This window comes from Arthrobacter sp. TE12231, from assembly GCF_054062895.1.
This window is the reverse complement of the sequence record NZ_JBSSFS010000001.1, coordinates 4,418,191-4,431,504: the sequence shown is the minus strand read 5'-3', so window position 1 is coordinate 4,431,504 and position 13,314 is coordinate 4,418,191. Positions and strand designations below refer to the sequence as shown.

The 13,314-nt window shown below is 67.7% G+C and carries 13 protein-coding genes and 1 pseudogene; 3 read left to right on the top strand and 11 right to left on the bottom strand.

The genetic code is table 11. The features are described 5' to 3' along the window. Window positions 1-192 precede the first annotated feature (192 nt). Both mscL and ACVWYS_RS19855 read left to right on the top strand, forming a co-directional pair. Window positions 193-711: a large conductance mechanosensitive channel protein MscL gene (gene mscL, locus ACVWYS_RS19860; protein ID WP_456507941.1), complete on the top strand. Its 519-nt coding sequence runs from the start codon at window positions 193-195 to the stop codon at window positions 709-711. Window positions 712-922: 211 nt separating this feature from the next. Beyond that, window positions 923-1,792 carry an amino acid-binding protein gene (locus ACVWYS_RS19855; RefSeq protein ID WP_456509104.1) on the top strand — a complete coding sequence of 290 codons (870 nt, stop codon included), beginning with the start codon at window positions 923-925 and terminating at the stop codon, window positions 1,790-1,792. Here ACVWYS_RS19855 and ACVWYS_RS19850 read toward each other — a convergent pair. The 8 genes and pseudogenes from ACVWYS_RS19850 to ACVWYS_RS19815 form a co-directional block, all read right to left on the bottom strand. Continuing rightward, window positions 1,722-4,451: a WecB/TagA/CpsF family glycosyltransferase gene (locus ACVWYS_RS19850; protein WP_456507940.1), complete on the bottom strand. Its 2,730-nt coding sequence runs from the start codon at window positions 4,449-4,451 to the stop codon at window positions 1,722-1,724. The genes ACVWYS_RS19855 and ACVWYS_RS19850 overlap by 71 nt on opposite strands. A 14-nt stretch (window positions 4,452-4,465) precedes the next feature. Continuing rightward, the gene (locus ACVWYS_RS19845; RefSeq protein ID WP_344365292.1) at window positions 4,466-5,062 is read right to left on the bottom strand and encodes an acyltransferase; all 597 of its coding nucleotides are present in this window, start codon (window positions 5,060-5,062) and stop codon (window positions 4,466-4,468) included. 81 nt (window positions 5,063-5,143) lie between these two features. Beyond that, window positions 5,144-5,548: pseudogene (locus ACVWYS_RS19840) on the bottom strand (VanZ family protein); the annotation flags it as partial. A gap of 37 nt (window positions 5,549-5,585) precedes the next feature. Then, window positions 5,586-6,242, bottom strand: coding sequence for a NeuD/PglB/VioB family sugar acetyltransferase (locus ACVWYS_RS19835; RefSeq protein ID WP_456507939.1), 657 nt, complete (start codon window positions 6,240-6,242; stop codon window positions 5,586-5,588). Then, on the bottom strand, window positions 6,235-7,365 hold the full coding sequence (locus ACVWYS_RS19830) for a DegT/DnrJ/EryC1/StrS family aminotransferase (protein WP_456509103.1): 1,131 nt from the start codon (window positions 7,363-7,365) through the stop codon (window positions 6,235-6,237). Before ACVWYS_RS19830 ends, ACVWYS_RS19835 begins: the two co-directional genes overlap by 8 nt. Before the next feature lie 50 nt (window positions 7,366-7,415). Further along, a complete protein-coding gene (locus ACVWYS_RS19825; protein ID WP_344364800.1) occupies window positions 7,416-8,411 on the bottom strand; it encodes an NAD-dependent epimerase/dehydratase family protein in 996 nt (331 codons plus the stop codon). After that, window positions 8,408-9,478, bottom strand: coding sequence for a Gfo/Idh/MocA family protein (locus tag ACVWYS_RS19820; protein ID WP_456509102.1), 1,071 nt, complete (start codon window positions 9,476-9,478; stop codon window positions 8,408-8,410). The genes ACVWYS_RS19825 and ACVWYS_RS19820 overlap by 4 nt, the downstream gene beginning before the upstream one ends. A 179-nt stretch (window positions 9,479-9,657) precedes the next feature. Next, window positions 9,658-10,608, bottom strand: a complete 951-nt coding sequence (locus ACVWYS_RS19815; RefSeq protein WP_456507938.1) for a diacylglycerol/lipid kinase family protein — start codon at window positions 10,606-10,608, stop codon at window positions 9,658-9,660. A gap of 172 nt (window positions 10,609-10,780) precedes the next feature. Here ACVWYS_RS19815 and ACVWYS_RS19810 point away from each other — a divergent pair, with 172 nt between their 5' ends. After that, entirely contained in the window at window positions 10,781-11,017 is a 237-nt protein-coding gene (locus ACVWYS_RS19810; protein WP_116766744.1) for a hypothetical protein, read from the top strand. A gap of 26 nt (window positions 11,018-11,043) precedes the next feature. On the opposite strand, the gene ACVWYS_RS19805 is transcribed toward ACVWYS_RS19810, so the two are convergent. From ACVWYS_RS19805 to ACVWYS_RS19795, 3 genes are read right to left on the bottom strand one after another with little or no spacing between them, the layout of a single operon-like run. Then, entirely contained in the window at window positions 11,044-11,850 is an 807-nt protein-coding gene (locus ACVWYS_RS19805; protein WP_456507937.1) for an IclR family transcriptional regulator domain-containing protein, read from the bottom strand. 60 nt (window positions 11,851-11,910) lie between these two features. Next, complete coding sequence (locus ACVWYS_RS19800; protein WP_456507936.1) at window positions 11,911-12,612, bottom strand: 3-oxoacid CoA-transferase subunit B; 702 nt, start codon at window positions 12,610-12,612, stop codon at window positions 11,911-11,913. 1 nt (window position 12,613) lies between these two features. Next, window positions 12,614-13,273 carry a 3-oxoacid CoA-transferase subunit A gene (locus ACVWYS_RS19795; RefSeq protein WP_344364815.1) on the bottom strand — a complete coding sequence of 220 codons (660 nt, stop codon included), beginning with the start codon at window positions 13,271-13,273 and terminating at the stop codon, window positions 12,614-12,616. Between the last annotated feature and the right edge of the window lie 41 nt (window positions 13,274-13,314).

Genomic DNA, 13,314 nt, shown 5'->3' with positions numbered 1-13,314 from the left:
GCACTGGCATCCACCGTGGATTTTACGCCGGAACGTCGCCGCCGCCGCATAGTGACCCGTTGATCGGAATCTGACGGGCACCGGGCGAAGTGGTAGCGTCTATCGGTTGAATCAGGCAACTGAATCAAGCACCTGTGAATCAGACAAGCGACTCACGGCAGAGACATCCAGCAACGCACACCGGAGGTTCCCATGCTCAAAGGATTCAAGGATTTCATCCTGCGCGGCAACGTGATCGAGCTGTCCATCGCCGTCGTCGTCGGCACCGCCTTCACAGCCCTGGTCGGCGCCTTCACCGCCAACATCGTGAACCCGATCATCGCGGCGGCCGGCGGAGTCGAGACCCAGGGCCTGGGCTTCCACATCTGGCCCGGCAACGACAAGACTTTCGTCAACATCGGCGCTGTGGTCACCGCCTTCCTGACCTTCCTCATCACCGCCGCGGTGGTGTACTTCATCTTCGTGGCCCCCATGAACCGGATCAACAGGATGGTCAAGTACCGGCTGAGCGCAGCGGAGCCCGAGGAAGAGCCGATCCCGGCCGACACCGCGCTGCTGGCCGAAATCCGCGACCTGCTGGCCCGGTTGGCAGGCCCGGAACCCGACGGCGGCAGCGACCGTAACGTGGAGGGCGGCAGGGATAGCGACGGGGATGGCAACCTCGCGGGGACCGTGGACGAGGACAGTCCCCGCCACGTGGCCAGCCGCTAGACGCGTCCTGCCGCAGGCCTGCCGCGGGTAGGTCGGCAGCGGCGGTCCGAAACCGTCACCCGGCGGCAATCCGGCCGAAACAGCGGGCCGGAATCATGGGAGCATGACGCGCGATGCCATTGGCAAAACCCCAGGTAAGACCTCAGGCAAGTCCCCCGGCACGACCCGGCACCCTGCCTCTTCCGAGTTGAGCTGCGAAGTGTGCGGCCAGATGCCGGAACCGACCAAGACCCGGCTGACCCTGGCGAATATCGCCGTGATGCTTCCGATCGAGTTGCTGGTGCATGCGGCGGTGGTGGGAACGCACCTGCCCTATGTTGCCAAGGTCCTGGTTCTGACGATGACCGCGACCATCCTTGTGATCTGGGTGGCGGAACCCTCGGCGGCCCGGATGCTCCGGGGCTGGCTGCACGCCCCGGCACTGCGCCACCGCAAACGGCTCGTCGCGGCGCCTGCCCTGTGGCGGGCGCGGACCGTCTTGAAGGACAAGCCCGGGTCGCTGCAGAAGCTCACTCAGGCCTTGGCCGGGCTGGACACCAACATTCTCAGTATCCACGTTCACCCCGTGGCCGGCGGCGTGCTGGACGAGTTCGTGCTCTCCGCACCGGGTGAAGTCCGCGAGGCCGATCTGCTCCGAGCGCTGCGGGCGGGCGGCGGGGCGGACCCTCATGTCTGGCCGACCACGGCCCTTGCCATGGCCGACGGCCAAACCGGGGCGCTGAGCCTGGCCGCCCGGATCGCGGCCAGCCCGGAGGAGCTCCCGCTGGCGGTCGCGGAACTGCTGCGGGCCCGGATCATCACGGGACAGGCCTCCGGCAGCGCCGAGGCGACCCCCGCGAACGGTACGGTCCTGAAAATTCCGACGGCGTGGCACGGGCCCATTACGTTCTTCCGCCCCGGCGAGCCGTTCACGCCGGCCGAATCCGCCCGCGCGCACCGGCTTGCCGAACTCGCCGAGATCCTGGCGCACCGGCCGGCGTCGCCGCCTAATCCGCACCCGGCGGCAGAAGCTATCCCACGGAAGCTGACGACGGAGGACTGGAATGGAGCGGGCCGGCTCCCCGGACCGGGACTCCACTAGCCGGAATACCCGTGACCGGAACACGCGTGATAGGCCGGCCGGAAGCGGAATCGTCATGGGAATCGTGACGGTCCGCGGCAGGCAAGCGGCTACTTTCGTCGCGTTCCCACCCGCCCGCCGGCACTGCGCCTCGACGGCCGGCGACCGCGAACCCGATATACACCGCCGCGTTGACGGCGGAGAGGGGGCCGCGGATGGACTGTGCCACCTCCTTCAGCGTGCCCAGTGCCGTGCCGTGACGTTCCTCCATGCTGTTCTGCTGGGCGTTGCCTCGGTAGACCCGGTTCAGCACCGCCAACTGGGCACCAGGGGTGCGCGGCGGGCGCACCACCACCGGTTCCACGTCGAGCACGGCTTTCTCGGACGGCAAAAAAAGCCGGTCCACGAAGAGGTCGTCCGCGATCACGTCGGGAAACTCCGCGAACCGGTCATGCCCGCGCTCAGAAATGCCATAGGCGCCGGCCGACCAGAGCCCGCTTCGTGCCGACGGCAGCCGCAGGCGAGTGCCGTAGTAGGCATGGATCAGCGGATGGGCACCCTCCAGGTCGAACCGGACAGCCGGGCGCGCCGCCAGAAGGCCACCGGGAGCCAGGGCGTCCAGCACGTCCCGAACCGCTGCCGGGGTGATTTGGATGTCGGCATCCAGGTAGAGCCTTGGCCACCGGGTGGCGGCGGCATCGCCAGCGTTCAACGCAGCGGACTTGGACGCCTGGTCAATCTCCAGCACCGTCACGCCGTCGAAGCCGCGGGCGATCTCGGCCGTGTCGTCGACGCAGCCGTTGCAGACGACGAAAACGTCCACCACTCCGGCTGCCGCCAACGGAGCGAGAGGCGCCAGGGTTCGCGCTATCACTTGGGACTCATTGTGGGCCGGGATAATCACGGAACCGTGCGGGAAGTCTTCAACATGCGCCTCGCTCGTGGGCCCGGGCAGGCTGGTCCAGAGCTGTTCGTTCAGCACCGTCCACAGGACGCCCTTGCGGTCGGCCCTCCAGGACCGAAGAGCTTCGGACAGGACCACGGCGCCGCGGAAGGCCCCCGCGTAGGCCGTCGAATGGTATTTGCGGATGTAGCGGATGCAGTTGACGGCAAGCAAGGCGTTCAACTCCGGTGACGCGCCGGACCCCCCACCCACATGGGTCATGGTCGCGGCAGGTTCGTACCAGACGGTTTCACCCAGCATCCGCAGGCGGCGGAAGAAATCGACCTCCTCGGAGTAGAGGAAGAACGATTCGTCCCACGGCAGGGCATCTGCCACCGCACGCCGCACCATCAGCGCGGCACCCGTTGCCCAATGAACAGTGTGTGGATGGGCGTAGCTTTCGGTGTCGAAATCACTCGTTGCCAGCCACGCCGGCCGGCTGGCCGCGCGCCGGCCCAGGAACGCATCACCGAGACTCCGCGCAATGCTCGGTTCGCGGCGCAGCGTGGGGCTGACCGCCCCGCTCGGATCAACCAACCGGGGCACAACGGCACCTGCCTTTGAGGCCTGTAGCCTGTGCAGCATTGTCTTGACGCTGCCTTGTTCCACCCGCAGGTCGGGGTTGAGCACCAGCACGGTGGCCGCGTCCCCAGCCCGCCGCATGGCGGCATTAATGCCGCCGGAGTATCCCAGGTTGCCTCCGGTCGGGAACGCGATGGCGTCCGGGTGACGGCGGCGGACCAGCCCCAGCGTGCCGTCGCTGGAGGAGTTGTCTGCGACCAGGACTCGCAGGGTCAGATCCCGCGTTTCGGTGCGCAGGCTCATCAGCAGGCCATTGATGTCGCGGGAACTGTTGTACGTAACGATGACGGCCGCAACGTCCGCCGATCCATCGGGCCCGGTGAAGTGGCCCGGAGTTCTGTAGGCCGGCACGCCGGTAGGCGGTTGTTCGGGAAGGGTGGGCGTAACCGCGCGGGACCGGGTGCGGAGTTTGACGTACGCCGGAGGCCCGTCGACAAGATAGCGTCCGGCCAAGCGCCGAGGTTCCAAGGCCAGCCGGAAGCCCCATTCCAGTCCGTGGTCGCTCACCCATTGGGGCGCGCGACTCACCCGACCGGCCAGGAAATCAACCGCCGCACCGAAGCCCAGGAGGACGCCCGCGCCGGTGAGCCCTGCGTACCGGTCCATCCAGAGCTCCTGGCGGGGTTTGCCCAGGCCGACAAATAGTATTTGCGCGCCGGAACTGGCAATGCTGCCGGCGATCCGTTTCGATTCTTCCGCCGAGGCGAGGTCTTCCCGGCACGGCGACCACATCCCCGCGACTCTAAGCCGCGGATGTTCCCGGGCGATTTTGGCCGTCAGGAGCCGGTGGCTCTCGTCCGACCCGCCAAGGAACCCCACGCGGAGGCCCCGGTCTTCCGCGCGGGCCAACAGGGGAGCCGCGAGATCGCTGCCGGCCAGGCGGGGCCAGTGGCGTCTGGTGAGCCTCCGCGACTGGGCAACAAGGGGTGCGCCGTCAAGTAGATAGAGCCAGTCGGCGGTGCTGGCGGGGTCCGCGTGCAGGGTCCCCGCCCAGCGCCCCCCGGTGCCGAAATGATGAAGGTGGTCCAGATTCACGGACGCCACGGCAAGCGGACGGTCACCGGGGCGGGCCGCCCTGTCCAGAATGACATCCAGGGCCGCCTCCGGATCCACAAGATCCACAGGGGTGCCGCCTAAAACCACTTTGTCAGCCATAAGTCTTCGCTCCCTCAGGAGATCTTCTCGGGCCGTAGCTGCCCGTTGGATTCGACGTACCGGCGCCCGGTGACCGGGCAGAGCCAGCTTCCGCCGTCGTCCTGCTTCAACGGCTGCCCGGCCTCCCCCACCCAGCCCATCTGGCGTGCCGGCACGCCGGCAACCACGGCGAAGGCTGGTACATCCTTGGTCACGACGGCGCCTGCCGCCACGGTGGCCCACTCGCCGATGCAGGCGGGGGCGATGCACACGGCACGGGCGCCGATGGAGGCCCCTTTGCCGATGCTGACCCCGACGGCCACCCAGTCGTCCGAGCCCTTGAGCGTGCCGTCGGGGGTGATGGCCCTCGGGTGCAGATCATTGGTCAGCACTGCTGCAGGGCCGACGAAGACGCCGTCGGCCAGGCGGGCGGGCTCATAGACCAGCGCATAGTTTTGCAGCTTGCAGTTATCCCCCACCTCCACTCCCGGTCCGACGTACGCGCCACGGCCGATGTTGCAGTTCTTGCCCAGAACCGCGTCCTCGCGGATCTGGGCAAGATGCCAGATGCGGGTGCCCTCACCGATGCTGGCCGTTTCGGCCACGTCTGCTGAGTTGGCCACCGTTGTCATGTCGTTCCTGCCGTCGGGGGTTCCTGGACTGGGGGTTGGCTGAGGTTTCGCTGCCCGGGGCCGGGTGCGCGCCAGCCTGATGATCAGGGCGCCCAGCAACGCGCCGAGGGAGTTGTTGATGACGTCCCGGATGCTGGCCTGGCGCTGACTGAGCAGCAGGAACTGGACAGCTTCAATCGCCGCGGAAGTGAAGAGGCCGGCCAGAGCAGCCAACCACCACTTACGCACCGGCAACAAGAGGGCCAGGAAGAGGCCAAGTGGGATGAAGAGAAGGACGTTGGCCGTGCCCTCCACAACGTGGTAGTCGATTCCAGCTGTCAGTCTGTGCTCCTGCAAGGCCGAGAGAATGTCGTTCAGGAAGCCGGAGAGGGGCCGGTCCACCGGCGTGGGCCAGAAACCGATGCAACCGAGGGCTGCCAGATAGAGGGTCAGCAGCACGAGCACTCCGTGGCGCGCGTTCGGGTGGAGGTTTTGCGGTGCACGCATCACTTGATCTGGGGCTGTAGTGCGGATTCCCATGGGGCTAGGCCGCCGTTCCGCTCTGAATTCCGGCCCGTAAGACCCGTGCCGGCACGCCCACCCACGTCTCGTCCTCGGGCACGTCGGCCAGGACGGCCGCGCCCATGCCGACGGTGGCGCCCGCACCCACCGAGGAGCCTTCCCGCACGCTGGCGTTCATGCCCAGGTAGGCGCCGCGCCCGACCCTGACACCGCCGCCGAGCGAAACCCCGGCGGCGAACGTGGCGAAGTCCTCCACGACGTCGTCGTGAGTGAACGTCACGCCAGGCATCGCCACCACGTGCTCACCAAGCGTCACCCCGGCGGTCAGGGTGACGTGGCCCAGCAAGACGCTGCCGCGGCCGATCGTGCATCCAGCCGGGATCCGGACAGAAGGATCGAGGACCGTGGCGTATCTGCGGTCCGGGACGCCGAGGGCGGCCAGCCGCTCCACAATCCGGGCGCGTCCTCTGCCGGCGCCGACGCACACCACGATGCCGGCTTCCGGATAGCGGAGGGCGTCGCTGGCCGGGCCAAGGATGCGGGCACCGTCCACGACGGTTCCGGCCCTGCCGGCGTCGTCGTCTAGGATCCCGATGACATTGAATCGTCCGCCCTCGCGGACCGCGGCGAGCACTTCACGCGCCAGGCCGCTCGCGGCGATGAGGAGCAGCTCATCCATGGTTCCGCCCGCCGGCCATCCGAAGGGATTGGATTACCCGGAACTGCTCGTCCGGCGTCAACTGGTGGTAGACGGGAAGAATGACGGTGTTGTCCGTGAGCCGTTCCGTCACGGACAAATCGGCCGTGCCGGTGTCCCGTCCGGCGTAGGCCGGCTGCCGGTGCGCCGCCATGATGCCGCGCCGCGCCGAGATGCCGTCGCGGGCGAGATGAGCGAGCAACTCCTCCCTTCCCAGCCCGAAGTCCGGCAGGACCTCGAACCAGAACGACTGGAAATTGCTGGTGCCATAGGCGGGATCCTGGCTGAACCGCAGGCCGTCGAGATCGGCCAGGGCAGCCCGGTAGCCGGCGACAATTCCGCGGCGCCGGGCGACGGCTTCCTGAAGCCGGCCCAGCTGCACGAGCCCGACGGCCGCCTGCAGATCCGTCATTCGGTAGTTGAAGCCGATCTCCAGATACTCTTCGGCCGGGGCGAGCAGCGCTGCATGCCGGTCGTTTGCCGACACGCTCATGGAATGTTCCCGCAACTGGCGCGCGCGGGCGGCCCACTCCGGGTTCTTGGTGGTCAACATGCCGCCCTCGCCTGTTGTGAGGATTTTGCGGGGATGGAAGGACCAGGCGGCGAGCTCGGCCCCCGCCCCGACCGGACGCCCCCGGTAGGTGGATCCTGCCCCGCAGGCGGAATCCTCGATCACCGTGATACCCAGTGGGTCGCAGAGCTCGCGGATCGGGTCGAGGTCCACAGGCATGCCGCCCTGGTCCACGACGATCACGGCCCGGGTGGCCGGGGTCAGGGCCGCCGCGAGGCTGCGTGCGGACACGTTCCCGGTGTCCGCTTCGACGTCGGCAAACACCGGCCGGGCCCCGACGTACGTGGCGGCATTGGCGGTGGCAATGAAGGAAAGGGAGGGAACCACGACGTCGTCGTCGGGCCCGATGCCGGCAACTTTCAACGCCAGATGCAGTGCGGTGGTGCAGTTGGAGACGGCGACGGCGTGCGGCGCCTGTTGCGCTGCGGCAAAAGCGTCCTCGAACCTGGTCACCCGGGGGCCCTGCGCCACCCAGCCGGAGGCGATCACCTCGGCAACGGCCTCGGCTTCCTCGGTTCCTAGCCACGGCTTCATGACATTGATCCGGCTCAGCACCTGGTCTTGGAGCTGGTCCTGCTCGATGGTCACCGGACGCCTCCCACCCGGGCGGCGGCGATCTCGCCGCGCAGCGGACGCCACCAGTCGACGAGTTCGCGCAGCCCCTCCTCCAGCCCGGTTTCGGCGGTGAAGCCGAGATCACGTTCTGCCGCCGTCGTGTCCGCCAGCCGGCGGACGACGCCATTGACGGCGCGGTCCGGGCCGTGTTCGACCTGCAGGCCCGAATCCATCGCCCTCAGGAGCGCCTCGGCGAGTTCCAGCAGGCTCGTCTCGGAACCGCTGGCGACGTTGTACACGCCCTCGCGGATTCCGCTTCCCGCGGCCAGAATGTTGGCCCGCGCGATGTCCCGGGTGTGGACAAAGTCCATGGTCTGCAACCCGTCACCGAAAATCAGCGGCGGCTGGCCGTCCGCGATCCGCTCCATCCAGCGCACCAGCACCTCGGTGTACAGGCCGTGGACGTCCATCCGGGGCCCGTAGACGTTGAAGTAGCGCAGCAGGACATAGTCCAGCCCGGTCATGGCCCGGAAGCTGCGGGCCATGCCTTCGTTGAAGGACTTGGCCGCTCCGTAAAAGGTGTCGTTGTTGTGGTGGTGGTGGCGTTCGGTGGTCGGAAACTCCTCTGCCATGCCGTAGACGGAGGCGCTGGAGGCGGCAATGAGCTTGTCCACCCGGTGTTCGGCCGCGGCCTCGAGCACATTGAAGCTTCCGTCCACGAGGACTTCCAGGGCGAGCCGGGGTTCTTCGGCGCACTGGGTGATCCGGATGGCGGCCTGATGGAACACGATGTCGGTGCCGCGGGTGAGGTCGTGGACGAGGTCCCGGTCGCGGAGGTCGCCTTCGACCAGGTGCACCCGCCCGCTTTCCATGGCGTCATCGAGATTGGCGCGGCGTCCGCGGACGAGGTTGTCGAGGACGTCGATCCGCCCGGCTCCGGCGGCGAGCAAATGGTCAACAATTGTGGACCCGATGGTTCCGGCCCCGCCGGTCACCAGGACCGTGGCCCCTTGCAGTGTGCTCATCGTGTTCCTTCCAGCTGAAATTCGTTCCCTGTTACGGCGGCGGGCCGCCCGGCCGCGCCGAGGCTGCTGCTGACTGCCTCCAGCACCGAAAGTACGCGGAGCCCGGCGGCCCCGCTGGTCCGTGCGGGCCGCTGCTGCCAAATACTGCTGGCGAATTCGGCCACCATCTGGCCGAGTGCCTCGTGTTCGGGCAGGGCCGGGGACCAGGTGTCACCCAGCCGGTAAGAAATGGCCGATGCCTTCCGCTCCGCCGCGGACCGCGACTGGGCGTCCAGGCTGACCCCCCGGTCGTACACGCTGAGCCGCTGCTGCGGGTTCAGGTCGTCCCAGACCAGCGTGCGCCGGGAACCGCCGACCACCAGCTGCCTGATTTTGGTGGGGCTGAGCCAGTTCACGTGCACATGGGCCATCCCGCCGCCGGACAGTGCGAAGGTCAGGTGGCCCACGCAGGCATTGCCGGTGCCGAGCGGATCCGCGCCGTGAGCGGACACTTCGGCCGGCCTGAGGCCGCCGGGAAGGATGAAGTCGAGGATGGACAAGTCGTGCGGGGCAAGGTCCCAGAAGACGTCCACGTCCGGCTGGACGAGCCCAAGGTTGATCCGGACGGAGTCGATGAACAGGATTTCGCCCAGGGAGCCGTCGGCGATCAGTTCCCGGATCTTCAGGACGGCCGGGGTGTAGCAGTACGTGTGGTCCGCCATCAGGACCAGGCCGCGGGTCTCGGCTTCGGCGACCATTTCCAGGCCCTTGGCCCGGGCGTCCGCGAGCGGCTTTTCAACCAGGACGTGCTTTCCGGCACGCAGTGCCGTGAGGGCGATGCCGTGGTGGGTGTGGGCCGGTGTCGCGATGGCGACGGCGTCGACGTCGACCGTGTCCAGGAGCTCCTGGACGGATCCGCAGACGGCGACGTCGCCGTGTGCTGCGGCGAGTTTAGCGGCCCGGGCGCGGTCCATGTCCACGATGGCCGCCAGTTCCCAGTCGGGTGCCGCCTTGAAATTGCGGGCCAGGTTGGGTCCCCAGTAGCCTGCGCCTATGACGGCGACCCGGAGAGGGGCCGGCGAGGCCATGAGCTCGGATTCTTCGGATGGAATCGCCACGGCCAACCCCTACTGCTAGACGGCAGCATCTCTGTGATGCCACTGCCTATACAAGCCGGTGCCCGTGCCGCCCGTCACGAGTGCTGATTACTTGCCTTTGCGAACGACCGTTCGGCTCAGCGTCCGGGTAGTACTCGGTTGGCCCCCAGCTAGACGGCCGTCATCCGGACCGTGAGTGCCTCGTGTTCCACCGTGACACTGAGGTGTTTGGCCTTGCCGAGGGGGTCGCCGTCGAGCTGGAATTCCTGCTCGTGGGCGAGCTCGATCTCGGCTGACTTTCCGGCGAAGTACTCGACCGAGGAGTTCTTGGGGTTGTTCCGGCCGAAGACGCCGGCCAGCACGCCCAGCCAGCCGAACCGGCCGACGGGGGCCAGGATCACGACGTCGAGGATGCCGTCGTCGACCTTGGCGTCGGGGAAGATCTCCACGCCGCCCATGATCTTGCCGCAGTTTCCGACCATGACGCTGCGGATCCGGCGCCGCACCGGGTGCTGGCCGTCAATGCTGATCTTCGCCCTGATGGGCTTGCCCGGCAGGTGCCGGATGCCCGCTTCGACATAGGCGAGCCAGCCCACGCGGTCCTTGAGCTGATCCACGGTGTTGGCCATGATCGCGGCGTCGTACCCAAGTCCTGCCATGACAAGGAAGGTGTGCTCCTCCTCGGCGTGGTCCAGCCTGGCCTTCACCACGTCCACTTTGGCGTCCGTGCCGCTCAGGACGTCGTAGCTGGCGGCCACGGGGTCGGTGATGTCGACCCCGAGGTTGCGGGCCAGCAGATTGCCGGTGCCCATCGGTACCAGGCCCATCGGAGTCCCGGTGCCCGCAAGGACCTCCGCCACACAGCGGACTGTTCCGTCGCCGCCCGCGGCGATCACGACGTCGACTCCCGCCTCCAAGGCCTCGCGGGCCTGGCCGAGGCCGGTGTCTTCCTTGGTGGTCTCCAGCCAGAGCGGCTCGGCCCAGCCCTGGGTCTCGCACAGGCGGAAGAAGGAGGCGCGGAAGCTCTCTCCGGGTGACTTCATGGGGTTGATGACCACGGCGGCGCGCCTGGACCCTGTGCTGTCCGGGGTCTCCGACGTCGCGGTGTTGTTCTCAGTCATGGCGTCCTTCGGGGCGAATGGCGGGAGAGGTCCCGAAGTGAAATCCTAGCCGGAGTGCCCGCGCAATCTGTGCAGGGCTGGCGGGATTCGTGGACGCCGGCTGGGCGGTGTCACTAGACTGGGCCTCCTGATGTGCCGGAGCCGACGCTCCGGACACCGAAAGCGGGGGCAGATGACTGAACCAGAGAAGTATTCAGCGACCGCTGAATCATCCAGCATGGATCCCCACGACTGGGGCCGGGCCATGGCACTGGCCGTCACGCGGCTGGCCGAGCAGATCGCGCCGGAAGGCAGCGACGACATCCACACCTTGCTGGTGGGCCGGGATCTGCACCTGAAAATCAGTGACGATCCCGCGGGCGTCACGATCCGGGTTTCAACGGGGCCCATCTCAGGTCCGCCTGCCTGACCGGCTGGCCGGTCCTCAAGGGGGCTTCATCGGCCGGAGGTCAGGTCCTCTGAGATGAGTTCTGCCGTGGCCAGAGTCGCTTCACGTACCGCAGCCAGATAGGCCCCGGGGTCGGGCTGAGCGGACACCGTTTGGGCCTGTAGCGAGACGTTGACGGCTGCCACCACCTTGGGTCCGTCGTGGACGGGCGCCGCGATGGACATCAGTCCCAGCTCCAGTTCCTGGTTCAGCAGGCACCAGCCCTGGGCGCGGACCGTGTCCAGTTCCGCCAGGAGGTCAGCCCGCGTCCCGATGGCCCCGGGCGTGAGGGGCCGGATCTCGGCGGCCGCGAGGTACTCATCCAGCTGGGCCGGCGGCAGGGCCGCGAGCAGCACCCGGCCCATCGAGGTCGCGTAGGCGGGGAAGCGGGTGCCCACCGTGATCCCGACGGTCATGATCCGCCGGGTGGATACCCGGGCGACGTAGGCGATGTCGGTGCCTTCGAGCACCGCGGCCGACGTCGACTCCCCCAGTTCGAGCGAGAGTTTCTCCAGGTGCGGTTGGGCGAGCTGGGGAAGGGACAACCCGGACAAGTAGGCGTAGCCGAGTTGCAGCACCTTGGCGGTCAGGGCGAAGATCTTGCCGTCGGTGCGGACGTAGCCCAGTTCCACGAGGGTGTGCAGGAACCGCCGGGCCGTGGCCCGGGTCAGTTCGGTCCGGGCCGCGACCTCGGTCAGCGTCATCTTGGGGTGTTCGGTATCGAAGGCGCGGATCACGGCGAGCCCGCGTGCCAGCGACTGCACGTACTGGTCGCTGGCCGCGGGCGCGCCGCCGCTCTTGGCTGCCTCAATCATTTCTCGCCTCCCGGTCCCGCATCACTTTATCCGGGCGCAGGGTATCCCCGTGCAGGGCCGTCAGCTTCCGTCCGCGGACGCGGCCCGGAGCGGGACGGGAACCATGTCCTGGAGTTCCTCGAGGGTGCAACCAAAGGTTTCCCGGACCTGGACGCCATCGGGTCCGGTCAGGAAGACGGCTTTGTCGGTGTAGACGCGGGTCACGCAGCCGATCCCGGTGAGCGGGTAGGTGCACGTCTCCACCAGCTTGGACGCGCCGTCGCGGGTCAGGAGCGTCATCATGACGAAGACGTCCTTGGCACCGGTGGCGAGATCCATGGCACCGCCGACGGCGGGGATCGCGTCCGGGGCGCCGGTGTGCCAGTTGGCGAGGTCGCCCGTGGCGGAGACCTGGAAGGCGCCGAGCACGCAGATATCTAGGTGCCCGCCGCGCATGATCGCGAAGGAGTCCGCGTGGTGGAAGTAGGATGCCCCGGGCAGTTCGGTCACGGGGATCTTGCCGGCGTTGATGAGGTCGCCGTCGATCTGGTCCCCGGTGGCTTCCGGGCCCATGCCGAGCATGCCGTTCTCGGTGTGGAGCGTGACGTTCTGCTCCGGCTGCAGATAATTGGAGACCAGGGTGGGCTGGCCAATGCCGAGGTTCACGAAGGATCCGGGCGTGATGTCCTTTGCCACGAGGCGGGCGAGGTCGTCACGGCCCAGAGGCTTGTCGGACGTCTGGATGGTCCGGACACTTGCCTGGTCATTTGTCGGGATGCTCATCTCAGGCCACCTTCACAATGCTGTTGATGTAGATTCCGGGGGTCACGATGACCTCCGGGTCCAGGCCGCCCGTGGGCACGATCTCGGAGACCTGGACAATGCTGTGTGTGGCCGCGGCGGCCATAATGGGGCCGAAGTTCCGGGCCGTCTTGCGGTAGACGAGGTTGCCCTTGCCGTCGGCCGTGAGCGCCTTGATGAGGGCGACGTCGGCGTGGATCGGGGTCTCGAACACCTGCCACTTGCCGTCCAGGAAGCGGGTTTCCTTGCCCTCGGCGAGCATGGTGCCGTAGCCGGTGGGCGTGAAGAAGCCGCCGATCCCGGCGCCGGCGGCGCGGATCCGCTCGGCGAGGTTCCCCTGCGGGACGAGTTCGAGCTCGATCTGCCCGGCCTTGTATTTGGCGTCGAAGTGCCAGGAGTCAGACTGGCGGGGGAAGGAGCAGATCATTTTCTTCACCCGACCCTCCTTGATCAGCAGGGCCAGGCCCTGGTCGCCCTGGCCGGCGTTGTTGTTCACCACGGTGAGGTCGGTGGCGCCGCACTCCAGCAGCGCGTCGATGAGTTCGAACGGCTGGCCGGCGTTGCCGAAGCCGCCGATCATGACGGTGGAGCCGTCCTTGATGCCGGCGACGGCCTCGCCGACAGTGTCAATGAAATTCAGCATGGCTGTGTTCTCCTTGGGCCGGCGGGTTAGGCCGGCGGGTT